Annotated in this window: 25 protein-coding genes, 4 tRNA genes and 5 pseudogenes; 17 read left to right on the top strand and 17 right to left on the bottom strand. The window is 74.3% G+C overall.

The genetic code is table 11. The annotated features are described in order from the left end of the window. Nucleotides 1-11: 11 nt before the first annotated feature. Nucleotides 12-1,196, bottom strand: coding sequence for a restriction system modified-DNA reader domain-containing protein (locus tag AC1VL8_RS06930; protein ID WP_483074646.1), 1,185 nt, complete (start codon nt 1,194-1,196; stop codon nt 12-14). Nucleotides 1,197-1,364: 168 nt separating this feature from the next. Then, nucleotides 1,365-1,656, bottom strand: a pseudogene (locus tag AC1VL8_RS06925) (thiamine-binding protein). 168 nt (nt 1,657-1,824) lie between these two features. Between AC1VL8_RS06925 and AC1VL8_RS06920 the strand changes: the two are divergent. Both AC1VL8_RS06920 and AC1VL8_RS06915 read left to right on the top strand, forming a co-directional pair. Beyond that, nucleotides 1,825-2,239: pseudogene (locus AC1VL8_RS06920) on the top strand (DUF4383 domain-containing protein). After that, nucleotides 2,236-2,868 carry a hypothetical protein gene (locus AC1VL8_RS06915; protein WP_483074645.1) on the top strand — a complete coding sequence of 211 codons (633 nt, stop codon included), beginning with the start codon at nt 2,236-2,238 and terminating at the stop codon, nt 2,866-2,868. Before AC1VL8_RS06920 ends, AC1VL8_RS06915 begins: the two are co-directional and overlap by 4 nt. Before the next feature lie 149 nt (nt 2,869-3,017). Here AC1VL8_RS06915 and rplA read toward each other — a convergent pair whose 3' ends face one another. From rplA to AC1VL8_RS06890, 5 genes are all read right to left on the bottom strand, one after another. Further along, a complete protein-coding gene (gene rplA, locus AC1VL8_RS06910; protein ID WP_389233112.1) occupies nt 3,018-3,737 on the bottom strand; it encodes a 50S ribosomal protein L1 in 720 nt (239 codons plus the stop codon). A gap of 100 nt (nt 3,738-3,837) precedes the next feature. Beyond that, entirely contained in the window at nt 3,838-4,266 is a 429-nt protein-coding gene (gene rplK / locus AC1VL8_RS06905) for a 50S ribosomal protein L11 (RefSeq protein ID WP_389233115.1), read from the bottom strand. A gap of 70 nt (nt 4,267-4,336) precedes the next feature. Continuing rightward, nucleotides 4,337-5,155 carry a transcription termination/antitermination protein NusG gene (gene nusG, locus AC1VL8_RS06900; protein WP_483074644.1) on the bottom strand — a complete coding sequence of 273 codons (819 nt, stop codon included), beginning with the start codon at nt 5,153-5,155 and terminating at the stop codon, nt 4,337-4,339. A 68-nt stretch (nt 5,156-5,223) separates the two neighbouring features. Continuing rightward, entirely contained in the window at nt 5,224-5,508 is a 285-nt protein-coding gene (gene secE / locus AC1VL8_RS06895; protein ID WP_389233121.1) for a preprotein translocase subunit SecE, read from the bottom strand. A 113-nt stretch (nt 5,509-5,621) separates the two neighbouring features. Continuing rightward, nucleotides 5,622-5,694: transfer RNA gene (locus tag AC1VL8_RS06890), tRNA-Trp, on the bottom strand. A gap of 173 nt (nt 5,695-5,867) precedes the next feature. On the opposite strand from AC1VL8_RS06890, the gene AC1VL8_RS06885 reads away from it, so the two are divergent. The 6 genes and pseudogenes from AC1VL8_RS06885 (at nt 5,868) to AC1VL8_RS06860 (ending at nt 12,194) form a co-directional block, all read left to right on the top strand. Then, nucleotides 5,868-7,100 (top strand): pyridoxal phosphate-dependent aminotransferase, encoded by a 1,233-nt coding sequence (locus AC1VL8_RS06885; RefSeq protein WP_483074643.1) that lies wholly within the window; start codon nt 5,868-5,870, stop codon nt 7,098-7,100. Between the two features lie 102 nt (nt 7,101-7,202). Further along, a pseudogene (locus AC1VL8_RS06880) lies at nt 7,203-8,121 on the top strand (ABC transporter ATP-binding protein). After that, a complete protein-coding gene (locus AC1VL8_RS06875; RefSeq protein WP_483074642.1) occupies nt 8,118-8,960 on the top strand; it encodes an ABC transporter permease in 843 nt (280 codons plus the stop codon). The pseudogene AC1VL8_RS06880 and the gene AC1VL8_RS06875 overlap by 4 nt, the downstream one beginning before the upstream one ends. A gap of 70 nt (nt 8,961-9,030) precedes the next feature. Beyond that, a complete protein-coding gene (locus AC1VL8_RS06870; protein WP_483074641.1) occupies nt 9,031-10,314 on the top strand; it encodes a sensor histidine kinase in 1,284 nt (427 codons plus the stop codon). Next, on the top strand, nt 10,311-10,952 hold the full coding sequence (locus AC1VL8_RS06865) for a response regulator (protein ID WP_389233136.1): 642 nt from the start codon (nt 10,311-10,313) through the stop codon (nt 10,950-10,952). The genes AC1VL8_RS06870 and AC1VL8_RS06865 overlap by 4 nt, the downstream gene beginning before the upstream one ends. Nucleotides 10,953-11,135: 183 nt before the next feature. Then, entirely contained in the window at nt 11,136-12,194 is a 1,059-nt protein-coding gene (locus AC1VL8_RS06860) for an adenosine deaminase (RefSeq protein WP_483074640.1), read from the top strand. Between the two features lie 103 nt (nt 12,195-12,297). Here AC1VL8_RS06860 and AC1VL8_RS06855 read toward each other — a convergent pair whose 3' ends face one another. Genes AC1VL8_RS06855 through AC1VL8_RS06845 form a run of 3 tightly spaced genes read right to left on the bottom strand, consistent with a single transcriptional unit; the run spans nt 12,298 to nt 16,182 of the window. Next, nucleotides 12,298-13,392, bottom strand: a complete 1,095-nt coding sequence (locus AC1VL8_RS06855; protein ID WP_483074639.1) for a UDP-N-acetylmuramate dehydrogenase — start codon at nt 13,390-13,392, stop codon at nt 12,298-12,300. Next, nucleotides 13,389-14,624 (bottom strand): MFS transporter, encoded by a 1,236-nt coding sequence (locus AC1VL8_RS06850; protein ID WP_483074638.1) that lies wholly within the window; start codon nt 14,622-14,624, stop codon nt 13,389-13,391. The genes AC1VL8_RS06855 and AC1VL8_RS06850 overlap by 4 nt, the downstream gene beginning before the upstream one ends. A gap of 55 nt (nt 14,625-14,679) precedes the next feature. Continuing rightward, on the bottom strand, nt 14,680-16,182 hold the full coding sequence (locus tag AC1VL8_RS06845) for an MFS transporter (protein WP_389233148.1): 1,503 nt from the start codon (nt 16,180-16,182) through the stop codon (nt 14,680-14,682). Between the two features lie 273 nt (nt 16,183-16,455). Between AC1VL8_RS06845 and AC1VL8_RS06840 the strand changes: the two are divergent. Next, a pseudogene (locus tag AC1VL8_RS06840) lies at nt 16,456-17,232 on the top strand (LacI family DNA-binding transcriptional regulator); the annotation flags it as partial. A 76-nt stretch (nt 17,233-17,308) separates the two neighbouring features. Further along, on the top strand, nt 17,309-17,524 hold the full coding sequence (locus tag AC1VL8_RS06835; RefSeq protein ID WP_483076199.1) for a substrate-binding domain-containing protein: 216 nt from the start codon (nt 17,309-17,311) through the stop codon (nt 17,522-17,524). Between the two features lie 13 nt (nt 17,525-17,537). Here AC1VL8_RS06835 and AC1VL8_RS06830 read toward each other — a convergent pair whose 3' ends face one another. The 6 genes from AC1VL8_RS06830 to AC1VL8_RS06805 all read right to left on the bottom strand — a co-directional run bounded on the left by AC1VL8_RS06830 (nt 17,538) and on the right by AC1VL8_RS06805 (nt 19,071). Beyond that, on the bottom strand, nt 17,538-17,963 hold the full coding sequence (locus tag AC1VL8_RS06830; protein WP_483074637.1) for a MaoC family dehydratase: 426 nt from the start codon (nt 17,961-17,963) through the stop codon (nt 17,538-17,540). Then, a complete protein-coding gene (locus tag AC1VL8_RS06825) occupies nt 17,963-18,412 on the bottom strand; it encodes an FAS1-like dehydratase domain-containing protein (RefSeq protein ID WP_483074636.1) in 450 nt (149 codons plus the stop codon). Before AC1VL8_RS06825 ends, AC1VL8_RS06830 begins: the two co-directional genes overlap by 1 nt. A gap of 14 nt (nt 18,413-18,426) precedes the next feature. Beyond that, a complete protein-coding gene (gene rpmG / locus AC1VL8_RS06820) occupies nt 18,427-18,594 on the bottom strand; it encodes a 50S ribosomal protein L33 (RefSeq protein WP_389233160.1) in 168 nt (55 codons plus the stop codon). A gap of 79 nt (nt 18,595-18,673) precedes the next feature. Further along, nucleotides 18,674-18,747 (bottom strand) — tRNA-Met (locus AC1VL8_RS06815). A 50-nt stretch (nt 18,748-18,797) separates the two neighbouring features. Beyond that, a tRNA-Thr gene (locus tag AC1VL8_RS06810) sits at nt 18,798-18,869 on the bottom strand. A gap of 120 nt (nt 18,870-18,989) precedes the next feature. Continuing rightward, a tRNA-Tyr gene (locus AC1VL8_RS06805) sits at nt 18,990-19,071 on the bottom strand. A 129-nt stretch (nt 19,072-19,200) separates the two neighbouring features. Here AC1VL8_RS06805 and AC1VL8_RS06800 point away from each other — a divergent pair. The 6 genes from AC1VL8_RS06800 to AC1VL8_RS06775 all read left to right on the top strand — a co-directional run bounded on the left by AC1VL8_RS06800 (nt 19,201) and on the right by AC1VL8_RS06775 (nt 24,279). Continuing rightward, the gene (locus tag AC1VL8_RS06800; protein ID WP_483074635.1) at nt 19,201-19,701 is read left to right on the top strand and encodes a YajQ family cyclic di-GMP-binding protein; all 501 of its coding nucleotides are present in this window, start codon (nt 19,201-19,203) and stop codon (nt 19,699-19,701) included. 187 nt (nt 19,702-19,888) lie between these two features. After that, complete coding sequence (locus AC1VL8_RS06795; RefSeq protein ID WP_483074634.1) at nt 19,889-20,356, top strand: putative T7SS-secreted protein; 468 nt, start codon at nt 19,889-19,891, stop codon at nt 20,354-20,356. Continuing rightward, nucleotides 20,353-21,240, top strand: a complete 888-nt coding sequence (locus tag AC1VL8_RS06790; RefSeq protein WP_483074633.1) for a hypothetical protein — start codon at nt 20,353-20,355, stop codon at nt 21,238-21,240. Before AC1VL8_RS06795 ends, AC1VL8_RS06790 begins: the two co-directional genes overlap by 4 nt. After that, a complete protein-coding gene (locus AC1VL8_RS06785) occupies nt 21,237-22,751 on the top strand; it encodes an alpha/beta hydrolase family protein (protein WP_483074632.1) in 1,515 nt (504 codons plus the stop codon). Before AC1VL8_RS06790 ends, AC1VL8_RS06785 begins: the two co-directional genes overlap by 4 nt. 4 nt (nt 22,752-22,755) lie before the next feature. After that, nucleotides 22,756-23,196: a hypothetical protein gene (locus AC1VL8_RS06780; RefSeq protein WP_483074631.1), complete on the top strand. Its 441-nt coding sequence runs from the start codon at nt 22,756-22,758 to the stop codon at nt 23,194-23,196. A gap of 666 nt (nt 23,197-23,862) precedes the next feature. Next, entirely contained in the window at nt 23,863-24,279 is a 417-nt protein-coding gene (locus AC1VL8_RS06775; RefSeq protein WP_483074630.1) for a hypothetical protein, read from the top strand. A 32-nt stretch (nt 24,280-24,311) separates the two neighbouring features. Here AC1VL8_RS06775 and htpX read toward each other — a convergent pair. Beyond that, nucleotides 24,312-25,188 (bottom strand): annotated as a pseudogene (gene htpX / locus AC1VL8_RS06770) (zinc metalloprotease HtpX). A gap of 128 nt (nt 25,189-25,316) precedes the next feature. On the opposite strand from htpX, the gene AC1VL8_RS06765 reads away from it, so the two are divergent. Then, nucleotides 25,317-26,165, top strand: coding sequence for an ABC transporter substrate-binding protein (locus AC1VL8_RS06765; RefSeq protein WP_389233169.1), 849 nt, complete (start codon nt 25,317-25,319; stop codon nt 26,163-26,165). Nucleotides 26,166-26,170 lie beyond the last annotated feature (5 nt).

Raw genomic sequence — 26,170 nt, 5'->3', positions numbered from 1 at the left:
CGCCCCACGCGTCAGGCGTGCAGCCCGACGGCCTCGCCGAGCGTCGGCCCGTCGTCGCCGAACCGCCACACCCGCCAGCCGTCCGCGGGCGACTCCAGGTCCGCCGCGACGGTCGCCGCCGCGCCGGGGTCGGCGTGCACGCTGCCGTCCTCGAGCTCGATCAGCCCGTCCGCGCGCAGGGTCGCCACGAAGCGCTGCCCGCGGCGCACCCGGTGCCAGACCAGCTCGAGCGCCTGCCGCTCGGCCGCCGCCAGCGCCGCGAGCTCGGGCAGCGGCGCACCACCGTCACCGGTCGCGTCACCGGCGTCGGGTGCGGGGGCGGCGGGGTCGACCGGGGCGAGCAGCGTCGTCTCGTCCGCGCGCGGCCCGGCGGACAGGGGCGCCCAGGCCGGCGCCGGCGCCTCGGCGGGCACGGGCGCCTCGGCGGGCACGGGCGGCTCGACGGACGCGGGCGTCCCGGACGACCCGGCCGGCTCGGCGGCGACGTGCCGGTGCGCGGCGTCCGCGTGCGGGGTCGGCACCCCGGTCGTCCGGCGGACCACGGGCGTCGGGTCGGTGACCGCGGCGCCGGAGGCGCGCGGGGCCACCTGGATCGCGCCGGTGCGCGGCCCGGGCTCGACGGCGCGGCGCGCCTCGGCGGGGCCGGAGCCCCCGGGCCGGACGGGCGCGACCTCGACGTAGCGGCGGCCGCCGGGGCCCTGCGTGACCCCGAGCCGCTGCACCTCGACCTGCGTGCCCGCGGCGAGGAAGTCGACCGCGTCGAGGACGCCCTCGGCGACCTCCGCGCACAGCACGACGAGCCGCACGCCGCCGGAGCGCTGGGACGCCAGGATCGGGGCCCGGTCGCGGAACACCGCGAGATCCGCCTCGAACGCCTCGGCGCCGCCCTGGTACATCCGCGCGAGGTCGGCGCGGCTCAGGCGCGTCGCGCTGCCCGCGTGCCGCAGCGCACGGACCAGCGCGGCCTCGTCGAGCAGCTGGGCGACCTCGACGACCACGGGCCGGGACGCCGCGTCGAGCGCGAGCAGGTGCGGCCCACCGGGACCGCCCTCACGGACCGTGAGCACCGGCTCGCCGAGCAGCGCGGCGGCGTGGTCACCCACCAGGGTCGCGGAGTCGACCTCGAACGAGTCGGGGCGGGGCCGCATCGGCTGGACCACGGAGCCACGGCCCCCGTCGAGCTCGAAGATCGCCATCAGTTCCGCTGCGCCCCTTCCCCAAGGTCCGTCGCACGCACCGGCCACCGCCTGGCCGACCCGCGCCGTCGGAAGTCTGTCATCCGCCCGGGCGCCTGCGGCCCGGGACCCACCCATCTGCACCAGATGTCCACGCGGCGACGCGGTGCGCGTCGTCGGCGCGGACGCTCAGGAGGACAGCCGCTCCTCCAGGCGCTCGACCTTGCCCGTCAGCTCACCGGTGTGCCCGGGGCGGATGTCCGCCTTGAGCACCAGGCTGACCCGTCCCGCGTGCCGTCCGACGGCCTCGGTGGCGCGCCGGACCACGTCCATGCACTCGTCCCACTCGCCCTCGACGGTCGTGAACATCGCGTCCGTCCGGTGCGGCAGGCCCGACTCGGACGATCCGCACGGCGTCGGCGACGGCCTCGGTCACGGACTCGCCCGCGCCGAGCGGGGACACGGAGAAGGCCACGAGCATGCCTCCCACCCTGGTGCAGGCCCGCGCAGGAGTCCAGCCCCTCGGCCCGATCGGCCCCGATCGGTCCCGATCACCACCCATCCGGCCCGCCCCCGGCTCCGAACCAGTCGTGCGTGCCGCACGGCACGCAGCGTGAGCGGGGACGTCACCCCGGGAGGAGAGATCACCATGGGCCAGTCTGCCAACCGTCTGATCGGCGGGATCTTCGGCGCCGTCTACCTGCTCGTCGGGATCGCCGGCTTCTTCGTGAGCTTCCGGCGCGGACTTCGCGGGCACCGAGGGCGGGACGCTGATCTTCTTCGAGGTCAACCCCCTGCACAACATCGTCCACCTGCTGATCGGCGCGGTGCTGCTGGGCGCGGCCACGTCGTCCGTCCGGGCCGCGCGCGCCGCGAACACCTCGGTCGGCGCCGTCTACCTGCTCGTCGGCCTGCTGGGCCTGTTCCTGGTGGGCTCGTCGGCCAACATCCTCGCCCTGAACGGCGCGGACAACGTGCTGCACTTCGCCAGCGCGGTCCTGCTGCTCGGCGTCGGTCTCGCCGCCGACAAGGGCGCGACCCGCACCGCGGCGCGCCGGGCATGACCGCCCCGCTCGCCGGCCGGACGCACCTGGTCGGCCGGGCCCCGCTCGCCGGTCGGGTGCCGCTCGCCCGGCCGGCGGGCGCCGGCTCCACCAGGCACGCGGCCGTCGAGGGTGCGCTCGAGCTCACCGCGAGGCTGTGGGCGGCGACCGCGGCCCTCGGTCTCGGGCTCGTGACGGCCGCCACCGGCTCCGGGCACCTCGCGCACCACCTGGCCGTGGGCCTGGCGCTCTCGGCGGCCGGGCTCGTCGCCGTCGGGTGGTCGCTGGCCGCCCTGCGCGGGCCTGCGCCGGCCCCCCGGGCGGCTGTGGCCGGCCTGGTGCTCCTCGGGCCCGCCGTGCTCGCCACGGCCCCTCTGACCGCGACCGCCGTCACCGCGGCGCACGGCGCGGCGCTCGTGCTCGCGCTCGGCGCCGCGATCCTGCTGGCCCTCGCCCGGCGCGAGGCGAGCGCACCCGGGCCCCGGCGGCCCGTCGGCCCTGGCGCCACCGCGGGCGTCCTCGCCGCCGGCGCCCTGCTCGTCGCCCTGGTCACCGTGCCGGGCCTCGCCGCCACCGAGGCGGGCGCCCACGCGGTGCCGCACGGCTCCCACGGCCTGCCCGCCGAGCAGGGCCACCACGGCGGGCACTGACCCGCCGCCCCCAGACCCGCGCGGTGCCGGCCGGGACGGCTCCCCCGGCGCCGCGCGGACCCGCCCCCGGACACCAGGGCGGGGAACGCCGCAGGCCCGGCCCCCCGAGGGGGACCGGGCCTGCGGTCGTGAACCGGTGACGCCAGCCGTCAGGCCGCGTCCTCCTCGGAGGTGAGGTTCCGGGTCTTGTTCTGGTCGACCAGGATGCCGGGGCCGTTCGTGGTCGAGACGGTCGCCTTCGCGATGTAGCGACCCTTCGACGCGGACGGCTTGAGACGCAGGATCTCCTCGAGCGCCGCGGCGTAGTTCTCCACCAGCTGGACGTCGGAGAACGACGTCTTGCCGATGATGAAGTGCAGGTTCGCGTGCTTGTCGACACGGAACTCGATCTTGCCGCCCTTGATCTCGGACACGGCCTTGGCCACGTCCATCGTCACGGTGCCGGTCTTCGGGTTCGGCATGAGGCCACGGGGACCGAGCACCTTGCCGAGACGGCCGACCTTGCCCATGAGGTCCGGGGTCGCGACCGCGGAGTCGAAGTCGGTGTACCCGGCCGCGACCTTCTCGATCAGCTCGTCGCCGCCGACCTCGTCCGCACCGGCGGCGCGGGCCTGCTCGGCACGCTCACCCGTCGCGAACACGATGACGCGGGCGGTCTTGCCGGTGCCGTGGGGCAGGTTGACCGTGCCACGGACCATCTGGTCGGCCTTGCGGGGGTCGACGCCGAGACGCATCGCGACCTCGACGGTCGCGTCGTACTTCGTGGTCGAGGTCGCCTGCGCGAGACGGACCGCCTGGAGCGGGTTGTAGACCACGCCCTCCTCGATCTTCTCCGCCGCGGCCCGGTAGGCCTTGCTGTGCTTCGCCATCTGCTTCTCTTCTCTTCTCAGCAGTCGTGGTCGTCGGGCCGCACAGGGCCCTGCCACTGCCCCGCCCGGGACGTTCCCGGGCGGGGGTCGAACCGGGGCGTCACTTGACGGTGATGCCCATCGAGCGCGCGGTGCCGGCGATGATCTTCTCGGCGGCCGCGAGGTCGTTCGCGTTCAGGTCCTCGAGCTTGGTCTGCGCGATCTCGCGGACCTGGTCGGCCGACAGCGACGCCACCTTGACGGTGTGCGGCGTGGGCGAGCCCTTGTCGACGCCCGCAGCCTTCTTGATGAGCTCCGCGGCCGGCGGGGTCTTCGTGATGAAGGTGAAGGACCGGTCCTCGTAGACCGTGATCTCCACCGGGATCACGTTGCCGCGCTGCGACTCGGTGGCCGCGTTGTAGGCCTTGCAGAACTCCATGATGTTCACACCGTGCTGACCCAGCGCCGGACCGATCGGCGGGGCGGGGGTCGCCGCACCGGCCTTGATCTGGAGCTTGATGAGGCCGGTGACCTTCTTCTTGGGAGGCATGAGCCGTCCAATCGTGTTCGTGGGCCGACGCCGTGGGCGATGACCCGGTTGCAGTGCCGTCGAGCAGGGATCAGATCTTGGCGACCTGGCTGAACGACAGCTCGACCGGGGTCTCCCGGCCGAAGATGGAGACGAGGACCTTGAGCTTCTGGTTCTCGGGGGTGATCTCGGAGATCGTCGCCGGCAGCGTGTCGAACGGGCCGTCGGTGACGGTCACGGACTCGCCGACGGTGAAGTCGACCTCGATCGGGGTGGCGGACTTCTGCGCCTGCGCCGACGTGGCGGTCGGCTTGGCCTCGATGGTCGGGGCCAGCATGGAGAAGACCTCGTCGAGCGTCAGCGGCACCGGCTGGTGGGTGTGCCCCACGAAGCCCGTGACGCCCGGGGTGTGCCGGACGGCGCCCCACGACTCGTCGGTGAGGTCCATGCGGACGAGGACGTAGCCGGGGATCCGGACGCGGCGCACGACCTTGCGCTGCGCGTTCTTGATCTCCACGACCTCCTCCATGGGGACCTCCACCTGGTGGATGTAGTCCTCCATGTTGAGGCTCTGCGTGCGGTTCTCGAGGTTCGTCTTCACGCGGTTCTCGTAGCCCGCGTAGGAGTGGATGACGTACCAGTCGCCGGGCTGCGCGCGCAGCTGGGCCTTGAACGCCGCGACCGGGTCCTCGTCGACGTCGGGCTCGTCGGCCTCGACCTCGGTGTCCTCGACCTCCGGGGCCGCGTCCTCGGCGGGCGCGTCGGCCTCGTCCTGCGCGACCTCGTCCGTCACGTCGGCGTCCTCGAGGTCACCGGCTGCGGGGGCCTCGACCGCCTCGACCGACGCGAGGGCGTCGTCGAGCTCGGACTCGGCGGCACCCAGACCGGGCTCCTGCGATTCCTGCGACACGGGCGAACCTGCTTTCTGCTGCGGAAGGTGGTGCTGAGGACGTGCGCCGGCGGGGGCGCGCGGAGGGCTCAGCCCCCGAAGATCCAGAACGTCGCGCGGCCGATGCCGAGGTCGACGACGGTCACGAACGCCATGACGACGGCCACGAACACCAGCACGACGGCGGTGTAGGTGACGAGCTCGTTGCGCGTCGGGCGGACGACCTTCTTGAGCTCGGCCACGACCTGGCGGACGAACAGGGCGATGCGGGCGAACAGGCCGCGCCGCTTCTCGGGCTGGCCGGACTTGCCGCTGCCGGACGGCCGGACGGGCTCGTCCGCGCCGGACGCCGCCACGGGTGCCGAGTCGCTCACCTGATTCGTTCCCCTACGTCTCGCGACGCCGACCGTCGCCGGGCGCCTTTCGTCGGACGCGGTCCCGCCCGAGGGGGACCTCGGGGGGTGCTCGCGGTCCGTGACCACACGCGCAGGGCAGGCGAGACTCGAACTCGCAACCGCCGGTTTTGGAGACCGGTGCGCTACCAATTGCGCCACTACCCTACGGCGGCCTCCGTGACCGTCATGCGGAGCGCGACCCTCGCGGGCACGGCTCATCATGGCGGACGTCAACCACCGGTGGACCACTGTACGCGACCGACGGGCAGTTATCGAACCCGCCCCGGACGACCCGTCGCCGCACCGCCGCGGCGCCCCGGTTCTGCCAGGATGGACGCGTGAGCGCGCACGCCCCGAGTCAGCAGCCGCACGAGCCCCGCCGCGTCTCCGCACGCGTCGGCGGCATCGCCGAGTCCGCCACGCTGGCGGTGGACGCGAAGGCCAAGGCCCTCAAGGCCGCCGGCCGCCCGGTGATCGGGTTCGGCGCCGGCGAGCCCGACTTCCCGACGCCGGACTACGTCGTCGAGGCCGCGGTCGCCGCCGCCCGCGACGCCGCGAACCACCGGTACTCCCCCGCCGCCGGCCTGCCCGTGCTGCGGGAGGCGATCGCCGCGAAGACGCAGCGCGACTCCGGCTACGCGATCTCCCCGGCCGACGTGCTCGTCACCAACGGCGGCAAGCAGGCCGTGTACCAGGCGTTCGCGACGCTGCTCGACCCGGGCGACGAGGTGCTGCTGCCCGCGCCGTACTGGACCACCTACCCCGAGGCGATCCGCCTGGCCGGGGGCGTGCCGGTCGAGGTGCTCGCCGGCGTCGACCAGGGCTACAAGGTCACGGTCGAGCAGCTCGAGGCCGCCCGGACCCCGCGCACCAAGGTGCTGCTGTTCTGCTCGCCGTCCAACCCGACCGGCGCCGTCTACTCGCCGGAGCAGACGGAGGAGATCGGCCGCTGGGCGCTGGAGCACGGCATCTGGGTCGTCACCGACGAGATCTACGAGCACCTGACCTACGACGGCGTCGTCGCCACGCCGGTGCTGCGCGTCGTCCCGGAGCTCGCGGACACCACGGTCGTGCTGAACGGCGTCGCGAAGACCTACGCGATGACCGGCTGGCGCGTGGGCTGGCTCGTCGGTCCGTCCGACGTCGTGAAGGCCGCGACCAACCTCCAGTCGCACCTCACCTCCAACGTCGCCAACGTGTCGCAGCGCGCGGCCGTCGCGGCGCTCACCGGGGACCTGTCCGCGGTCGCGACGATGCGCGAGGCGTTCGACCGCCGACGGCGCACGATGGTCGAGATGCTGACCGCGGTCGAGGGCGTCGTGCTCCCCGCGCCCGAGGGGGCGTTCTACGCCTACCCCGCGGTCGACGGGCTGCTCGGGCGCACCTACCGCGGCGTCACCCCGACCACCTCCGCGGAGCTCGCGGCCCTGCTGCTCGACCAGGCCGAGGTCGCGGTCGTGCCCGGCGAGGCGTTCGGGCCCAGCGGGTACCTGCGGCTGTCGTACGCCCTGGGCGACGACGACCTCGTCGAGGGTGTCGGGCGGATCCAGGCGCTGCTCGCCGAGGGCTGAGCGGGGCGGCAGGGCTGAGGCTCCCGTCCACCGACCGGTGGACCCCCGGCCCCGTCCGCCGGTCGTCGCGGCGACGCGAGGGCGGCGGCCAGGCTGGGCCGCATGGACGACAACGACCTCGCGGTCCGGGTGACCGGGCTGCACAAGCGGTACGGCGAGAAGCGCGCCGTCGACGGGCTGGACCTCACGGTCGCCCGCGGCGAGATCGTCGCCGTGCTCGGGCCGAACGGCGCGGGCAAGACGACCACCGTCGAGATCCTCGAGGGCTACCGGCACCGGGACGCGGGCGACGTGCGGGTGCTCGGCGTGGACCCGCAGACGGCCGGCCGCGACTGGCGCGCCCGGATCGGGATCGTGCTGCAGAGCACGAACGACCTCGCGGAGGCCTCGGTCTCCGAGCTGGTGCACCACTTCGCCCGGTACTACCCGGACCCGCGCGACCCGGACGAGGTGATCGACGCCGTCGGCCTGCGGGAGAAGGCCCGCACCCGGTCGCGGCAGCTTCTCCGGCGGGCAGCGGCGGCGCCTCGACGTCGCGCTCGGCATCGTCGGGCGCCCCGAGCTGCTGTTCCTCGACGAGCCGACCACCGGGTTCGACCCGGAGGCGCGGCACGCGTTCTGGGACCTGATCGCCGGGTTGCGCGACGGCGGCACGACCATCGTGCTCACCACGCACTACCTGGAGGAGGCCGAGCACCTGGCCGACCGGGTCGCGGTGGTGAGCGCGGGCCGCGTGGTCGCGGTCGACACCCCCGCGGACCTCGGGGGGCGCTCCGCCCGGCGCGCGGTCGTCCGGTGGGTCGAGGCCGGTGCCCACCGCGAGGAGCAGACCGACGCACCCACCGCGCTGGTCGCGGCCCTCGCCGGCCGTCTCGGGGGCGAGGTGCCGGGCCTGCAGGTGGTCCGCCCGACGCTCGAGGACGTCTACCTCTCGCTGATCGCCGACGACCAGGCCGGTGACGCGGCCACCCCGGCGGCGCACCCGGCGCCCGCCCTCGTGACCACGGAGGCCTCGCGATGACCGCCACGACCCTGACCCCCCGGACCGCGGCACCGCTGCCCGGGACGCTGCGCCTCGGCGTCGAGCGCGCCCGGTACGAGATCCGCGGGTTCTTCCGCGAGCGGGACGCGATCATCTTCATCTTCGCGTACCCGATCATCATGCTGGCGATCTTCGCGACGGTGTTCGGCCAGGACGGCGCCGAGGTCGCCGACGGCGTCCCGTTCGCGCAGTACTTCCTGCCCGGGATGATCGCGACGGGCGTGCTGCTCTCGTCGTTCCAGTCGCTCGCGGTCTCGATCCCGGTCGAGCGCGACGAGGGCGGGCTGAAGCGGCTCGGCGGCACCCCGCTGCCGGCGGCGTCGTACTTCCTCGGCAAGGTCGGGCAGGTGCTGGTGGTGTCGGTCGTGCAGGTCGGGCTGCTGCTCGCCGTCGCCGCGCTGCTGTTCGGCGTGGACATGCCCGACTCGGCCGCACGCTGGGGGACGTTCGCGTGGGTGTTCGTCCTCGGGACCGCGGCCGGGGCGATCTGCGGTGTCGGCTTCTCGTCGCTGCCGCGGTCCGGCCGGTCCGCGAGCGCCGTCGTCACCCCGGTGGTGCTGGTGCTGCAGTTCATCTCCGGCGTGTTCTTCACGTTCTACGACCTGCCGTCCTGGATGCAGCAGGTGGCGTCGGTCTTCCCGCTCAAGTGGATGGCCCAGGGCATGCGGTCGGTGTTCCTGCCCGACAGCGCCGCAGCGCTGGAGGTCGGCGGCAGCTGGCAGCACGGCGCGACCGCCGCGGTGCTGGCCGCGTGGCTCGTCGTCGGGCTCGTCGTCGGGGTGAAGAGCTTCCGGTGGCGTCGGCGTGACGACGGCTGAGGCGCCGGCACGCCAGACTGGGACCCGTGCGGGCACCGGGACGCGTGACGTGGAGTCGGGGGACGGCGTGGTGACCACCGCGCCGTCGTCCGGCGTGCGGCAGGCCCCGGACCGCGCGGAGTTCTGGCGCCGGTCCCTGCGGGGCTGGGACCTCGCGTTCTACGCGCTGCTCGCGATCAGCGCGGTGTCGATGGTCGCGGTCGACCACACCTACCCGCCGTCGGGCGCCGTCGTCGCCGCGGTCGGCGGCCTGGTCGTGCTGCTGGTCGCGTACCTGACGCTGGGCCGGCGCGGCGCCGTCGACGGCGACGTGCGGCTCACGCGGACCTACCTCGCGGTGCTGATCGTCGTGGTCGCCCTGGCGAGCGGGGTGAACCAGATCGGCTCGATCCTGCTGTTCATCGGGTTCTCGCAGGTGTGGTTCTTCGCCACCACCCTGCGCGGCGGCGTCGGCGCGTCGGCGCTGCTCGCGGTCGCCAGCAGCACGGCGATGGCGGTCGGGGCGTTCGCCTCCGGCGCCGACCCGTCGGCGGACGACCTCCTGGTGCTCGCCGGGCAGATGTCCATCGGGCTGGTGTTCTCGATCGCGCTCGGGTTCTGGATCACCCGGGTCGCCGAGCAGTCCGAGGAGCGCGCCGGGCTGATCGAGCGGCTGGAGGCCGCACAGGCAGAGCTCGCCGCGAGCAACCACGCGCAGGGCGTCCTGGCCGAGCGGGAGCGGGTCGCGCAGGAGATCCACGACACCCTCGCGCAGGGCTTCACCAGCGTGGTGATGCTCGCGCAGACGGCCCAGGCCCAGCTGGAGGTCGGGCAGCGGGACCAGGCGCGCGACCGGGTGGTGCAGATCGAGCGCGTCGCGCGGGAGAACCTCGCCGAGGCGCGCGCGCTGGTCGCCGCGTTCGGGCCGGCGGCGCTCGCCGACGCGACCCTCGCCGAGGCCCTGGAGCGGCTCGCCGAGCGGTTCCAGGCCGAGACGGGCGTCCGGGTGGACGTCGCGCTCAGCGCGGTGGGCGCCGGTCGGGACACCGAGGTGGTGCTGCTGCGCGCCGCCCAGGAGGCGCTCGCGAACGTCCGCAAGCACGCGGGCGCACGGCGGGTGCTGCTGCGGCTGCTGCAGGACGACGGCACGGTCGCGCTGGAGGTGCTGGACGACGGGCACGGGCTGGCGCCGGGCACCGCCGAGGGGGTCGGGCTGCGCGGGATGCGCGACCGGGTCACCGCCGGCGGCGGGACGCTCGACGTGGCCGGGGAGCCGGGACGCGGCACGCGGGTCCGGCTGGCGATGCCGCTGGGCGGGACCGGGCCCGGTGCCGACGGGCAGGACGACGAGCAGGACGGGACGGGGACGGCGTGACGCAGGACCAGACGACGGTGCGGGTGCTGGTGGCCGACGACCACCCGGTGGTGCGGTCCGGGCTGGTGGGGCTGCTCACCGTCGAGCCGGACATCGAGGTGGTCGGCGAGGCCGCGGACGGCGCCGCCGCGGTGGCCGCCGCGCACGAGCTGCGCCCCGACCTCGTGCTGATGGACCTGCGGATGCCCGTGCTCGACGGCGCGGCGGCCACGGCCCGGATCGTCGCGGAGCTGCCCGGCGTCCGGGTGCTGGTGCTGACGACCTACGAGACCGACGCGGACATCCTGCGGGCGGTCGAGGCCGGCGCCACCGGCTACCTGCTCAAGGACACCCCGCGCGAGCAGCTGGTCGCCGGGGTGCGCGGCGCCGCGCGCGGGGAGTCGGCGCTGTCCCCGTCGGTCGCCTCGCGGCTGGTGCAGCAGATGCGCGGCGAGTCCGAGCGGCTGACCCCGCGCGAGGTCGAGGTCCTGGCCGGCGTCGCCCGCGGCCTGTCCAACGCGGCCATCGGCCGGGACCTCTTCATCACCGAGGCCACGGTCAAGACCCACCTGCTCCGCTCCTTCGCCAAGCTCGGCGTCGACGACCGCACCCGCGCGGTGACGATCGCCATCCAACGCGGCCTCCTCCCCACCCCCTGACCCCTCCTCCCCCTCCCTCCTCCCCCTCCCCCCTCGCGCGCGCTCGGGCCGCGAGGGCGCATCCGACACCACGAGGGCGCATGAGATCTCGTGCGCCCTCGTGGTGTCTCGTGCGCCCTCGGGGCCGGAGCGCGCGTGCGGGGGTGGGGGGTGCAGGGGCGGGGGATCGGGCAGACTCGGGGCGTGCGCGATCTGGCTCTGCTCCCGAAGGCCCACCTGCACCTGCACTTCACCGGGTCGATGCGGGTGTCCACGCTCGCGGAGCTCGCGCAGGACCGCGGCGTGCGGCTGCCGGCGACGCTGCTGGACGGCGAGGGCCTGCGGCTCCCGGCGGACGAGCGCGGCTGGTTCCGGTTCCAGCGGCTCTACGACGCCGCCCGGGCCTGCGTGCGCGGGGAGGCCGACCTGCGCCGGATCGTGCGGGAGGCCGCCACGGACGACGCCGCCGAGGGGTCCGGCCGCCTGGAGATCCAGGTCGACCCCACGTCCTACGCCGCGCCCGTCGGCGGGATCACCCCGGCGCTGGAGATCGTGCTGGACGAGGCCCGGTCCGCGGCCGCGGACCTCGGCGTCGAGGTCGGCGTCATCGTGGCCGCATCGCGGATGCGGCACCCGCTGGACGCCCGGATCCTCGCGCGCCTGGCCGCCCGGTACGCGGGCGACGGTCCCGGCGAGGTCGTCGGGTTCGGGCTGAGCAACGACGAGCGGCGGGGCGACACCCCGGAGTTCGCCGCCGCGTTCGCGATCGCCCGGCGCGCGGGCCTGGCGTCGGTGCCGCACGGTGGCGAGCTGCTGGGCCCGCCGCACGTCGCGGACGTGCTCGACACTCTGGCGCCGGACCGGCTCGGGCACGGGGTGCGGACCGCGGAGGACGGCGCGCTGCTGCGGCGGGTCGTCGACCGCGGGGTGGCCCTCGAGGTGTGCCCGGCGTCGAACGTGTCGCTCGGCGTCTACCGGGAGGCGGCGGACGTGCCACTGCGCCGGCTCGTGGACGCGGGTGCGACGGTCGCGCTCGGGGCGGACGACCCGCTGCTGTTCGGCTCGCGGCTGGTCGCGCAGTACGAGACGGCGCGCGACGTGCACGGGTTCTCGGACGCCGAGCTCGCGGACCTCGCCCGGTCGTCGATCCGCGCGAGCCGCGCCGGGGACGCCACCCGGGCGCGGCTGCTCGCGGGCGTGGACGCCTGGCTCGCGACCGACCCCGCCCCGGCTAGCCCCGAGGTTGCGCAACCGGCCCGTTGATCAGGCTGCGGGTTGCGAGGTCCGCGCCGGCGGGCGACGTCGCACCCTTCGGCCCAGGTCGCACCGTGGGCGGGGCGACCTCGGCCCGTCGGGGCGACCTCGGCTACAGCGCCGTGCCGACCAGCACCGGCTCCGGCTCCAGGGTGATGCCGAACTGCTGCGCCACCCCGTCGCGGACCGTGCGGGCCAGCGCGAGCAGGTCGCCCGCCGTCGCCCCGCCGCGGTTGGTGACCGCGAGCGTGTGCTTCGTCGACAGCGCCGCCGGGCCGGGCAGGCCGTAGCCCTTGCCGAACCCCGCGTGCTCGATCAGCCACGCGGCGCTCGACTTCACCAGGCCGTCACCGGCCGGGAACCGCGGCGCGCCCTCGGGCAGCGCGGCGGCGTCGTCGGTCGTCAGCACCGGGTTGGTGAAGAACGAGCCCGCCGAGCGCGTGTCCGGGTCGGCGGCGTCGAGCACCATGCCCTTGCGGCCGCGCAGGGCCAGCACCGCCGCGCGCACGTCCGGCAGCAGCGCCCGCTCCCCCACGGCGACGCCCAGCTCGCGGGCGAGCTCCGGGTAGGCGATCGGCTCGGACAGCTGCGCGACCCGCAGCTGGAACGTCACGTCGAGCACCACGTACCGCGGGGTCGGGTACCACGGGGCGCCCGGGTCGGCGTCGTCCGGCAGCGCCCGCATCGACCGCTTCAGCAGCGACGTCCGGTAGCCGAACTGCAGGTCGACCAGCGGCAGCGTGCGCACCTTGCCGCGCTGGCGGTCCCACACCCGCACGGTCGAGATCGTCTGCGCGACGTCCTGGCCGTACGCCCCGACGTTCTGCACCGGCGTCGCGCCGACGGACCCGGGGATGCCGGACAGCGCCTCGACGCCCTTGAGCCGGTGCGCCGCGGCGTGCGCGACGACCTCGTCCCAGACGGCGCCGGCGACGGCGGTCAGCGTCACGCCCGCGCACGCCGAGTGGTCCGGCGTGGTGATGTCGCGGCGCGCGTCCCGCACGACGACCCCGTCGAACCCGGCGTCGGCCACCAGCAGGTTCGAGCCGCCGCCGAGCACCAGCAGCGGCGTGCCGTCGCCGTCGGCGGCCCGCACGGCGTCGACCAGCTCGGCCTCGGTGCTGGTCTCCACCAGCTGCCCGGCGGGTCCGCCCACCCCGAGGGTGGTCAGCTGGGAGAAGGTCGCGGGCTGCACGGCGGTGGTCACGGGACGAGCGTAGGCCGCTCCGGGTCGCCGCGCCGCGCCGGTGCGGCGGCGTTCACCACGAGCAGGCCGATGAGGATCGGCACGGCGATCGCGAGCAGCGCGTGCCGGTAGCCGACGTGCGCGGCGAGCAGCCCCAGCAGCGGCGGGCCGGCGAGGAACGCGGTGTACCCGATCGTCGAGACCACGCTGACCCGGGCCGCGGCGTGCACCGGGTCGTCGCTCGCCGCGCTCATCCCGACCGGGAACCCGAGCGCCGCGCCCATGCCCCACAGCACCGCGCCGACCAGCGCGAGCCAGAGCATGTCGGCCGGGACCAGCCCGAACACCAGCAGGCCGACGAGCGCGAGACCCGCGCACAGGCGGAGCACCGCGACCCGGCCGTACCGGTCGAGCAGGACCGTGCCGAGGAACCGCATCGCGGTCATCGCGCTGACGAACACCCCGAAGGCGACCGCCCCGACCGCGTCGTCCTGCGCGAACCCGTCGACGACCGCCAGGCTCAGCCAGTCGTTGCCGGCGCCCTCGGTCAGCGCCGCGGCCAGCACGACGAGCCCGATCAGCAGCGTCCGCGGCTCCAGCCACGCCGCGAAGACCGACCGGCCGCCGTGCGGGGCCGGGGCGCCGTCCGCGCCCGTCGCGTGCTGGCCGGCGGGCAGGAACGCGCGGACCGCGAGCAGCACCACGACCGACGACAGCGCGACCGCGACCGGCACGTGCACGTGCACCGGGACCCGCGCCGACGCCGCGACCGCGGCGATCCCGGCCGCGATCACCGTGCCGAGCGAGAACCCGGCGTGGTAGCGCGGCATCACGGTGCGGCCGAGCTTCTGCTCGACGATCGCGCCCTCGAGGTTCATCGCCGCGTCCCACACACCGGTGCCGACGCCGAACACCACCAGCCCCGCCGCGGTCACCACGACCTGGCCGGCCGAGGCGCCGAACGTCGCGATGGTGAGCCCGGTGGCGTTGACGAGCGCGAACCCCGCGACGGCCTTGACCGCACCGATCCGCGTGACCACGAGCCCGGACAGCGGCAGCGCCACCAGCGACCCGATCGAGCCGACCAGCAGCAGCAGGCCCATCTGCCCCTCGGACAGCCCGAGCTCGTCGCGCACGGCCGGGAGCCGCGCCGCCCACGACGAGAAGTTGAACCCGGCGAGCGCGAAGACCGTGAACACGGCCACGGAGGCGGTGCGGACGGCCCGCGGGGCGGGCGGGGCGGGGTGCGTCATCGCGGTCTCCACGGTCGGTCGTCGTGCGGGGTCGGGGGTGGGTGGAGGTGCGGGCTCAGGCGCCGCGGGCCGGGACGGGCACGCCGGCGGGCTCCCGTCGGACGGTACCGGACGGCACGCAGCCGCCGGCCTCGTCCTCCCGGGCGCCGTCCCGGAGGCCGTCCAGCGCCGGCACGGCCGCCGGCTCGACCGTCGCGACCACGGGCGCGCCGGGGTCGTCGACAGGCGCCTGTGCGGCGTCGGCCGCCGCGCCCGGGCGCCGGACCGTGCCGGCGAGCAGCACCGACGCGATCATCGCGACCGTGATGAGCAGCAGCGCGTGCCGGGTGCCCATGAGCTCGGCGGCGAGGCCGAGCAGCGGCGGGGCGGCGAGCGACGCCGTCGAGGAGAACGCGGAGACCACGGCCACCCGGCTCGCCGCGCGCAGGGGGTCGTCGGACGCGGCGGCGATGCCCAGCGGGACGGTCAGCGCGGCGCCGAAGCCCCACGCCACGATGCCGACCGCGGCGACCGGCAGCGACGGCGCGAGCCCGAACAGCAGCAGGCCCGCGAACGACACCACCCCGGACCCCCGGAGCACCGCGACCCGCCCGTAGCGGTCGATCAGCCGCGTGCCGAGCAGCCGTACCGCGGTCATCGCCCCGACGAACACGCCGAACATCGCCGCGCCGACGGCCTCGACCTGGTCGAACCCGTCGACGACCGCGAGGGCGAGCCAGTCGTTCGCGGCACCCTCCGAGAGGGCGGCGGACATGATGACCACGCCGATCAGCAGCGTGCGGGGCTCGCGCCACGCCCCGAGCGACGAGCCCGGCCGGGCGACCCGGCGGACGCGGGCGGCGCGGAGCCGACCCGCCAGGCCGGCCTCGCGCGGGCTGCGGCCCTCGGCGCGGGCCTCGCGGGCCGCGCGGGCGCCGGACCGGTCGGCCGGCAGCGACTCGATGACCGCGCCCGGCACGGACAGCAGCCGCCAGACCGTCCCGATCACGGCGGTCGCGGTGAACTGCGCGAGCAGGGGCACGTCGGCCACGGCGCACAGCGCGCCGATGCCGGACCCGAGCACGGACCCGATCGAGAACGCGGCGTGGAACTGCGGCAGGACCGTGCGCCCCATCCGCCGCTCGACCGCCGCGGTCTCGACGTTCAGCGGCACGTTGCCGATCGCGAAGCCGACACCGGACAGGAAGATGCCCGCGGTGAGCACCGGCACCGAGCCGAGCGTGGGACCGAGACCGATGAGCACGTACGCGGCCGCGAACGCCACCATCGACAGGTAGAGCACCACGCGGCCGCCGAACCGGTTCACCAGCGCGCCCGCCACCGACACCGTCGCGAGCGACCCGATCGACCCCGCGATCAGCAGCCCGCCGAGCTCGGCGGTGCCGAGGTCGAGGGCGTCGCGGACCGCGGGCAGCCGGGCGAGCCAGCCGGAGAGCATCAGCCCGCTGAGCGCGAACAGCCCCATCAGCAGCCACCGTGCCCGCTGGACCGCAGGGTCGACGGGCAGGTGCGCGGACGCGCCCCGGCCGGTGCGGCCGGGGCGGCGTGCTCCGGTCACGGGACCCTCGGGGCGGGGTCGGCGGTTGGCCGGACGAAGGGGGGCGCGGCCGGTACGGGCCCGCGGCTGGCTCACGGCATCTCCAGGTCGGTGCAAGGGGGTGGTCACACGGAGGTGAAGGGATCTTTCGAATCGATTCGATCCCGGCGCGGAGGCGAACGGTCGAATCGATTCGGGGATGGGTTTCAGTCTGCGGGTACGCTGGCGGCGGCGTCAACAGCCTCCTGCGGGCCGTGACGCGCTTCACCCCGCGCCCCCGTCGAAAGGCCCCCGGTGTCCCAGCGACCGACCCTCGCCGACGTGGCCTCCGCCGCCGGCGTCTCGGTCTCCACGGCCTCGCTCGCGTTCTCCGGCGCCGGTCCGATCGCCGACGCCACCCGGCAGCGCGTCCTGGACGCCGCGGCCGCCCTCGACTACTCCGGGCCCAACCCGCTGGGCCGCCAGCTGCGCAGCGGGCGGTCCGGGATCGTCGGCGTGGTCGTCGGCGACGCGCTGCGCCGGTCGTTCCGCGACCCCGTGTCCGTGCAGCTGCTGGACGGCCTGGTCGACACCCTCGGCCCGCTCGGGCTCGGCGTCCTGCTCATCCCCGGCCCCACCGGCCCCGACCAGCCGCCCGTCGACCCGCTGATCGAGTCGGCCGCGATGGACGTCGCCGTGCTCATCTGGGGCGGCACGCTGGACGACCCCGCGCTGCAGGCGCTCAGCCGCCGCGGCATCCCGGTGGTCGTCGTCGAGGGGCACGACCTGCCCGGCGTGGTCACCATCGGCATCGACGACCGCGCGGGCGTCGCGGAGCTCACCCGGCACCTGGTCGACCTCGGCCACGAGCGCATCGCGACGGTGACGCTGCCGTTCGGCCCGGCGCGGCGCAGCGCCCTCGCCGACGCCGACCGGATCGCCGGGATCACCTGGACCATCGCCGGTCGCCGCCTCGACGGCGTGCACGACGCCGGCGTCACCCCCACCGCCGTCTACGAGACCCCGGCGTCCCTGGTCGAGCACGGCACCGCCGCCGCCCACGCCCTGCTGTCCGGGCCCGCCGCCACCCGACCGACCGCCGTCGTCGCGCAGTCCGACCTGCTGGCGTCGGGCGTCGTGCTCGGCGCCCGGGAAGCTCGGGCTCCGGGTGCCGCAGGACGTCTCGGTCGCGGGGTTCGACGGGCTGGACCTGCCGTGGCTCGCCCCGGACGTGCTCACCACCGTCGTACAGCCGATCGCCGAGAAGGGCGCGACCGTCGGCCGGGCGATCGAGGCGCTGCTCGCGGGCGGGACGCCGGCGGACGCGGTGCTGCCGGTCGAGCTGCGCACGGGCACCACGACGGGCCCGGCCCCGCGGGGCTGACGGGGGGCGCCGCTCAGGAGAGGCGGACCAGCACCTGGGCCTTGGCCAGCACGCGGGTGCCGGCGGCGGTGACCACGAGGTCGACCCGGGCGGTGCGGGACTCCTCGTCGAGCGCGCCGACGGTGGCCACGACCTCGACGGTCGCACCCTCGGGGTCCGCGACGGGCACGGGTCGGGCGAACCGGGTCTGGTAGTCGAGGACCGCGCCGGGGTCGCCCAGCCAGTCCGACACGACGCCGACCGCGGCGCCCATCGTCCACATGCCGTGCGCGATGACGCCGGGCAGGCCGACCTCGGTCGCGAACCGCTCGTTCCAGTGGATCGGGTTGAAGTCGCCGCTGGCGCCGGCGTACCGGACGAGGCGCGCGCGGTCGACCGCGATCTCGCGGCGGCCGACCTCCTGGCCGACGGCGAGGTCGGCGAGCGCGGGCAGGGCCATCAGGCGTCCTCCCCCCGGACTGCGAGCGTGGACGTCACCGTGGCGACGGGCTCCCCGTCCTCCGCGGCGATGACGGCACGGGTCGTCACCATCGACAACCCGCCGCGCTCGGTCACCGAGTCCACGTGCAGGACCGTGACCAGGCGGTCCCCGGCGTGGATCGGGCGGTGGTGGATGAACCGCTCGTCGGCGTGCACCACGCGGCTGAAGTCGATGCCCGCCCCGGGGTCCTCGATCAGCTGGGCCTCGGCACGCTGGGCGACGACCACGGCGAACGTCGGCGGCGCGATCACATCGGGGTACCCGAGTGCTCGCGCCGCGTCGACATCCGTGTGGGCCGGGTGCAGTGCCCCGACCGCCTCCGCGAACTCGCGGAGCTTCTCGCGGCCGACCTCGTACGCCTCGTTCGGCGCGTACGCCCGTCCGGCGTACTCAGGGTTGACGGCCACGGTGGTGCGCTGGGTCAGCGGGTCTCGCGGTGGACGGTGTGCTTGCCGTCGCGCGGGCAGAACTTCTTCATCTCGAGACGGTCGGGGTCGTTCCGACGGTTCTTCTTCGTGATGTAGTTCCGCTCCTTGCACTCCGTGCAGGCGAGCGTGATCTTCGGACGGACGTCCGTGCTCTTGGCCATCTTGTTGCCACCTCTCGCGCCTGCGGCGCTCGATCCCTGGTCGACGCGCGTCGACCGACGCACGGTGTGTCACTTGCGGTAGCGGGGGCGGGGTTCGAACCCGCGACCTCACGATTATGAGTCGTGCGCTCTCACCAACTGAGCTACCCCGCCTCGGGTGACGTCGCAGGTCAGGACGCATCCTGACCTGCGACACACCACAGAGCCCCGAACGGGATTCGAACCCGTGACCTCTTCCTTACCAAGGAAGTGCTCTACCACTGAGCTATCGGGGCAGCGCGGACTAGGCTACACGGTCCTCGGGGTGGTGCGAAATCGGCCCTCGCGACCCGCCCGGACGGGCCCGGGACGGCGACAGGGCGCCCTCCCGGAGGAGGACGCCCTGTCGTGCAACGTGGCGGGTGAGGGATTCGAACCCCCGTAGGCGTTGCCAGCTGATTTACAGTCAGCCCCCTTTGGCCACTCGGGTAACCCGCCGGGGTGTGCTCGTCGGTGACTGCGTCGACGACGTGCGGATGGAAGGATAGCAAGGGTTCGGGCCCAGACGGAAAACGAGTCCGCGGCCCGCCCCGAGCAGCACACCCGCACCCCACGTCAGGAGGAGTCATGGCGAGCGAGTCGTCGTTCGACGTCGTCAGCAAGGTCGACCGCCAGGAGGTCGACAACGCGCTGAACCAGGCCGTCAAGGAGATCGCCCAGCGGTACGACTTCAAGGGCGTCGGCGCGTCCATCGCCTGGAGCGGCGAGAAGATCGTCATGGTCGCCAACTCCGAGGAGCGGGTGCGCGCGGTCCTGGACGTCTTCCAGACCAAGCTGATCAAGCGCAACATCTCGCTCAAGGCGCTCGACACCGGCGACGGCGACCCCAAGCCGTCCGGCAAGGAGTACCGCCTCGAGGGCACCATCAAGGAGGGCCTGTCCTCCGAGATCGCCAAGAAGGTCACCAAGCTGATCCGCGACGAGGGCCCCAAGGGCGTCAAGACGCAGATCCAGGGCGACGAGGTCCGCGTGACGTCCAAGGCCCGCGACGACCTGCAGGCCGTGATCGCGCTGCTCAAGGGCGCGGACGACATCGACGCCGCGCTGCAGTTCATCAACTACCGCTGACCCGCAGGGGACGCCGAGACAGGACTGCCGCGCCGAGAACGGGCCGCACGAGGCCCTGTCTCGGCGCGGCGGTCCTTCCTCGGCGGTGGCCAGGAGCCGCAGGCCCGGTGACCTCCCCCGTCCGTCGTCCCCAGGTCGGGCGAGCGGACTTGCTCCGCGGCTGTGACCAGTCCCTACACTCCGTCGCATGGCAGCAGGGGGAGATCCGGAGGCGATCCGAGCGCACGCCCGCGGTTTGCGCGCGCTGGCCGAGGACGTCGGGCGGACCGGCGAACGCGTGCGCGCCGGCGCGGGGATCGAGTGGGTCGGTGTCGCCGCGGACCGGTACCGCGAGCGGCTCGCGGAGCACGGGCTGCGGGTCGCGGCGGCCCGTGACGAGATGCTCGGCACCGCGTCGGCGCTCGACAGCCTCGCCGACGAGCTCGAGGCGCGCCAGCAGGCGATCCGGAAGGCGATGCAGTTCGTCGAGGACCGGGTGGATGACGCCCGGCGCACCGTCAGCCGGCTCGCCGACGTGGCCGACGACGTGCTGAGCGGGACGGAGCGGGCGGCAAGGGAAGCGGCCCACGGGGTCCTCCGGACGATCGCCGGTGGTCTGCCCGCTCCGGGGGCACCGAACTGGTCCGGGCTCGCTGACCGCATCGGGCGACGATGACCCGCCGCGGCCTGACCCCGATGGACGGGGCGTTGCGCGCACGGCTCGACGAGCGTGAGTGGGCGTGGGCGAGCGCCGGCGTCGCCGGGTTGCCCGGCTGGGCATCGGTCCTGCCCGTGGACCGTGACGGCTCGGAGGTCGAGCCCGTCGGCCCGAGCGGGTTCGAGGAGCCGGACCCGGACGCCACACCCGTGCGCGGGGTGCCCGTGGTGCACGCCGACGGCGGCGAGCGAGCCGAGCCGACGGACGTCGACCCCGTGCTCCGCGCCGCGGTCGAGGCCGGAGGCGCCGCCGTCGTCACCGTCGAGGTAGCGGCCGCCGTGAGCTCGCGCGCGCTGCTCGCGGTCCTCTGGTCCGACGCCCGGACCGGGTCGGCCCTCGCCCGGGGTGTGGACCTCGCCCCAGCAGCCGGCTTCGAGGGCACGACGCCGCGCCCGGGCGTCGAGGTGAGCACGTTCCCCGTCGAGAACCTCGTCGACGAGGTCCTGCGACACGTCCCCGCGGCCCCGGTCCGCGTCGCGGCAGCACCGGCCGTCGTGCCCGAGGAGCTCACCATCGCGCTCGCGCAGGCTCTGCGCACCGGAGACGCCACGGTCGTCGACACCCTGTGCGCCGAGCTCGGGACAGACGGGGTGCCGGCCGTCGTCGACGCCGCGGTCCGGACCACGGACGGCAGCCTGGTCGTCTCCGTGGGCAGTCGCGGACGCGAGGACGTCTCCACCCTCAGCCTGCTGCGCTGCGACGCCGGGTGGCTCGAGCTCACCAGGACCCCTGACGCCCGCATCGTGCACACGCCTCGCACGCTGGATGACATCCGTGCCGCGTTGCTCTACGACCTCACGGGTCGGTTCGCCGCAGCCGCCGACGGGGAGGGGCTCGCATGAGCGACGGCCTGGTCGTCAACGGCGGCGCGGGCGGACTTGGTGCCCGCCTGCAGGACCTCCGGTCCCAGGCCGGGCTGCTGGACGCGGCGGGCAACGACGTCCGCACCTGGAGCGGTCTCGTGGCGGCGACGGCCCTCAGCCCGGATATCACCGGCGCGGCGCTGCTCTGCCCGGTGGAGGTCGCCCAGGTCGCCACGTCGGTCGCTGCGGCGACGGTGGGTCCGGACGGGCTCATGATCGTCTCCGCGGGACTGGAGTCGTCCGCGGTCGTGCTGCGCGCATCGGCGACCACGTACGAGTTCGTCGACGCCTCCCAGCAGCGGATCATGGAGGCCCTCCAGAACGTCGCGGGGTTCGCCCTGGGAGCGGCACTGCCCGGACTGGTGCTCGGCGGCGGCCTGCTTCTCGCCGGAGGGGGACTCACCGCGCTCCGCACGCCCGGGTCGTGGCCGCTGCTCGCACTCGCCCTCCGGAACACCGACCCGGCGGCCTTGCAGGCCGGGGCGATGGACACGCTCTACGACAGCCCGTGGCTGCTGGAAAGCCTGACGAAGATGGCCCCGAGCATGGTCCAGGGCACGACCTGGACGCTCGGCAGCCTGCTCGGCGGACCGTTGGGCGGGCTCACGGTGCCGTACGTGCTGTCCGGCGGGAAGTGGCCGACCGGGTCCTACGAGGACGCCGTGGGCGGGCTGGTCAACGCCGGGGGCATGTTCGGGGTCTTTCAGGACACGGGTGCCGGCGGGGCCACCGCTGGTGAGCAGGTGGTCAGCACGGATCACGCACCGCGGTCGGTCCGTGACCTCTTCCGCGAGCAGCGCAGCCTCGGCGTCGAGTCCAGTCACGGCCAGATCCAGATCACCCAGGTCGTCGGTGACGACGGGACGAGCTCGTGGGTCGTCCAGATCCCAGGCACACAGGAGTGGGCCCCCACGCGAGGAACCAACCCCGTGGACCTGACGACCAACGTCCGGCTCATGGCAGGTCACGAGACGCTCATGGAGAGCAAGGTCGCCGATGCGATGCGTCATGCCGGAGTCCAGCCCGGAGATCCGGTCATGCTCACCGGCCACAGCCAAGGTGGCATCACCGCTGCGGCTCTCGCGTCGGACTCTGCGTTCCTCGACGAGTTCTCGGTGCGGAGTGTCGTGACTGGAGGTTCGCCAGTCGCTCGATTCGACATCCCCGACTCCGTCGCCGTGCTGTCGTTGGAGCACGACCAGGATGCCGTCCCGATGCTCGAAGGTCGCGAGAACCCTGACCGGCCGAACTGGGTAACCGTCGAGCGATCGCTACCCGAGTCGGACTACTCCGTTCCCGATCCGACGCCAAGCGGTGTAGCCCTGGACCGCACTGCTGGCGTAGGGGACGCCCACGACACAGCGGTGTACGCCGACACGGGGCGTCTGATCGACTACTCGAGCGATCCGAGCCTCCAGCAGTGGCTGGAGCAGCAGGAGAGGTTCTTCTCCGGGCCGGCCACCGTCACCCGTTGGCACGTGACAGGATGAGCGGATGAGGCGTTGGGTCAGCACGGTCCTGATCCTCACCGCCGTCGCAGGGTGTGCCGCTGCGGAGCCAGAGGGCCGGATCCCGGATGCGACCCTGTTCGCCGCGGTGGGCGAGCTCGACGGGGTGACATCCTCCAGCTTGGTGTGGCAGGACTCGCTGGGCAACAGCCGTATGTACACGGGCCGTGTCGATGTCGAGGCCGCGGCGGATCCTCAGTGCGTCCTGTACCAGACCCTCGGACTCCTCAGCCAGGGCCGTCCGGGTGCGGACACCGCGTACGTCTCCGTCGCCCAGGGCGACCTCGTCATCCGACTGGACGATCTGGCGTTCGCGGCACGGAGCGGGCTCGCGGACCTGACCCCCCTGTCCGACACCCGTCCGTCCGTTCCGGACTGCGCCGGCACAGATCTCGGCGTGGCGCCGCGAGCCGAGCAGACGCCGTGAACCGGACGCCAGCCGCGTCCTGGGCCGAGGCGCCCGACCGGTTCCCGCGCCGGCCTCGACGCGTGTGGCGGCGCAGCCGGTCGCAGCGAACAGCTCAGGCCACGCGCGGACGACTCGTTCGGCAACGGCTGCCACGACGAGACGACGACACCGTTGGCCCGACGACCAACATCCGACTGGTGTCTGGCGAACGGACCCGCACGCAGAGCCGGGTCAGCGCCGCGACGCGCGCAGCCGGGGGTACCGAGGGGAGCGAGCGTCATGCTCACCGGCCACAGTCGGGGTGGAGGACGCTGCGGCATCCCGAGCACGGTCGCACGTCCCTGGTGGTTCCGGACCGTGAGATCCCCCCAGGATCGCGGACACTCGAACCACCAGATGAGCCGGAGGAACGCGAGCCGTGCGCTCGCCTCGATCGCCGCGTGCACCCCGGGCCTCAGCAGCGAGGTGAACGGCCCGGCCCCGGACGTCGTGCTCTTCTGGCAGATCGCCGACCTGCCAGGGGTGGAGAGCGCCGACCTGCGCTGGGAGCTCGAACTTCGGGAACGCGCCCGGGTACATGCGCACCGTGGTCGTCGACGACGAGGCCGACGCTCTGTGCGTGCTGGACCAGACCCTCGGCGTCACCGCTGCAGCGCTCGCATCCGGTCGTGAGGACGTGACTCGGTGAGCCGCTCTCGAGCACTGGTCGCCTTCGCGCTCGCCTTGGGCGTGCTCGCCGTGTCGGGGTGTGTCGGTGAGCAGCGTCAGGACGACGCCCTCGCCCGGGACGACGTGATCCTGCACGCCATCGCGACACTCGACGGGGTCGACTCCTCCGACGTCGAGTTCGACAACTCGTTCGGCAACGGGTCCCGCTATGAAGGGGACGTCGTCGTCGCACCCGACGCGGACGCACGATGCGTCCTGGTGCAGACGCTCGGCCTCCTCCAGCAGGGACGCCCGGGGGTCGCGCTGTCGAGCGTCACGGTCATCCAGGGAGCGACCGCCCTGACGGTGGACGATCTGACGCCGGAGCAGCAGAGCTCACTGCAAGCGACGGCCGCCTCGCCCGGGGGAGCGCCCGTGGTGCCCGGCTGCTGACCCTGAGATCGCGATCAGGACCGCCGCTCAGGTCAGTACCGCTCGATCCCCCCGGTGCCCGCCATCCGCTCGAGTCGGGCGATGCGGTCGTCCATCGGCGGGTGGGTGGCGAACATCCGCCCGATGCCGGCGCCCTTGAACGGGTTCGCGATCATCAGGTGCGACACGTCGACGAGGTCCCGCTCCTGCGGCAGGGGCCGGGCCTGGGTGCCGCGCTCGAGCTTGCGCAGCGCGGACGCGAGCGACAGCGGGTCGCCGGTGAGGGCTGCGCCGTCCTCGTCGGCGTCGTACTCGCGGGTGCGGCTGATCGCGAGCTGGATGAGCGTCGCGGCGAGCGGCGCGAGGAAGACCATGAGCAGCGCCGCGATCGGGTTGCCGCCGCGCTCGCGGTCGTTGCCGCCGCCGAAGAACAGCGCGAACTGCGCGACCGAGGTGATGACCCCGGCGACGGCCGCGGCGATGGACGAGGTGAGGATGTCGCGGTTGTAGACGTGCATCAGCTCGTGGCCGAGCACGCCGCGGAGCTCGCGCTCGTCGAGGATCGCGAGGATGCCCTCGGTGCAGCAGACCGCGGCGTTGCGGGGGTTACGGCCCGTCGCGAACGCGTTGGGGGCGGCCGTCGGGGACACGTAGAGGCGGGGCATCGGCTGGCGGGCGGCCGTGGAGAAGCTCGCGGACGATCCGGTACATCGCGGGCTGCTCGATCTCCGACACCGGGCGCGCGTGCATGGCGCGGATCGCGATCTTGTCGGAGTTCCAGTAGGAGTACGCGGTCATCGCGACCCCGGCGAGGGCGAACAGGAAGATGAACCGGCCGTTCGCCACGAACGTGCCGATGCCGAGCAGCACCGCCCAGAGCACGCCGAACAGCAGCGCCGTCTTGAGGCCGTTGTAGTGCCGGTGTCCCATGTGCGTCCTTCCGTGTCAGCACCCGCGCGGGCGTCGATCCGTCCCGCAGGGAGGACAACGCCGTGCCGCCCCGAACGGTTCCCCTACGCTGTCCCCCGCACATCCCGCACCCCCCCGAGGAGACCACCGTGCGCACTGCCCGAGTCCTTGCCCTGGCCGCCGCGAGCGCGCTGGCGCTCGCGGCGTGCGCCCCCGTCGACGAGGGCTCCGGCTCGTCGGGCGACGCCACCGCCTCCGACGGGTCGCTCGCGACCCTGACCGACGGCGTCCTGACGATCGGCACCTCCGACCCGGCGTACGAGCCGTGGGTGGTCGACAACGACCCGACCAGCGGCGAGGGCTTCGAGTCCGCCGTCGCGTACGCGGTCGCGGAGGAGCTCGGGTACGACGCCGACCAGGTCGAGTGGGTGCCGGTGACGTTCGACCAGATCATCGCGCCGGGGGCGAAGAGCTTCGACTTCGCGATCAACCAGGTGTCGATCAGCCCGGAGCGCGCCGAGAACCTCGACTTCTCGTCGTCCTACTACGACACGGCGCAGGCCGTGGTCACGCTCGAGGGCACCGCGGCCGCCGGCGCGACGACGCTCGCCGAGCTGAAGGACCTGAAGCTCGGCGCGATGGTCGGCACCACCAGCCTGGCCGTGGCGCAGGCGGCGATCGACCCGACGACCGACCTGCAGGTGTTCAACGACAACGACCAGGTGAAGCAGGCGCTCACCGCCGGCCTGGTCGACGCGATCGTGGTGGACCTGCCCACGGCGCTCTACATCACGGCGGCGGAGCTCGACGGCGGCGTGCTCGTCGGGCAGCTGCCGGCCGGCGACGACGCGGACCAGCTCGGCCTCGTGCTCGACAAGGGCTCCGCGCTGACCGGTCCGGTCACCGACGCCGTCGACGCCCTGCGCGAGGACGGCACGCTCGCCGACCTCGAGGCGCAGTGGCTCACCGACGCGGCCGGCGCGCCGGTCCTGCAGTAGTGCCG

It is taken from the genome of Cellulomonas sp. KU4C, assembly GCF_056868065.1.
The sequence above is the reverse complement of the archived record's forward strand: the minus strand, read 5'-3'. Positions and strand labels throughout refer to the sequence as shown.

What these genes read in the sequence shown, in the direction of transcription:
- AC1VL8_RS06795 (WP_483074634.1), top strand. Translation starts at nt 19,889, where the DNA reads ATGGCAGCAGGGGGAGATCCGGAGGCGATCCGAGCGCACGCCCGCGGT.
- AC1VL8_RS06790 (WP_483074633.1), top strand. Translation starts at nt 20,353, where the DNA reads ATGACCCGCCGCGGCCTGACCCCGATGGACGGGGCGTTGCGCGCACGG.
- rplA (WP_389233112.1), bottom strand. Translation starts at nt 3,737, where the DNA reads ATGGCGAAGCACAGCAAGGCCTACCGGGCCGCGGCGGAGAAGATCGAG.
- AC1VL8_RS06785 (WP_483074632.1), top strand. Translation starts at nt 21,237, where the DNA reads ATGAGCGACGGCCTGGTCGTCAACGGCGGCGCGGGCGGACTTGGTGCC.
- AC1VL8_RS06830 (WP_483074637.1), bottom strand. Translation starts at nt 17,963, where the DNA reads ATGGCCCTGCCCGCGCTCGCCGACCTCGCCGTCGGCCAGGAGGTCGGC.
- AC1VL8_RS06800 (WP_483074635.1), top strand. Translation starts at nt 19,201, where the DNA reads ATGGCGAGCGAGTCGTCGTTCGACGTCGTCAGCAAGGTCGACCGCCAG.
- AC1VL8_RS06930 (WP_483074646.1), bottom strand. Translation starts at nt 1,196, where the DNA reads ATGGCGATCTTCGAGCTCGACGGGGGCCGTGGCTCCGTGGTCCAGCCG.
- AC1VL8_RS06875 (WP_483074642.1), top strand. Translation starts at nt 8,118, where the DNA reads ATGACCGCCACGACCCTGACCCCCCGGACCGCGGCACCGCTGCCCGGG.
- AC1VL8_RS06915 (WP_483074645.1), top strand. Translation starts at nt 2,236, where the DNA reads ATGACCGCCCCGCTCGCCGGCCGGACGCACCTGGTCGGCCGGGCCCCG.
- rpmG (WP_389233160.1), bottom strand. Translation starts at nt 18,594, where the DNA reads ATGGCCAAGAGCACGGACGTCCGTCCGAAGATCACGCTCGCCTGCACG.
- rplK (WP_389233115.1), bottom strand. Translation starts at nt 4,266, where the DNA reads ATGCCTCCCAAGAAGAAGGTCACCGGCCTCATCAAGCTCCAGATCAAG.
- AC1VL8_RS06850 (WP_483074638.1), bottom strand. Translation starts at nt 14,624, where the DNA reads ATGACGCACCCCGCCCCGCCCGCCCCGCGGGCCGTCCGCACCGCCTCC.
- AC1VL8_RS06780 (WP_483074631.1), top strand. Translation starts at nt 22,756, where the DNA reads ATGAGGCGTTGGGTCAGCACGGTCCTGATCCTCACCGCCGTCGCAGGG.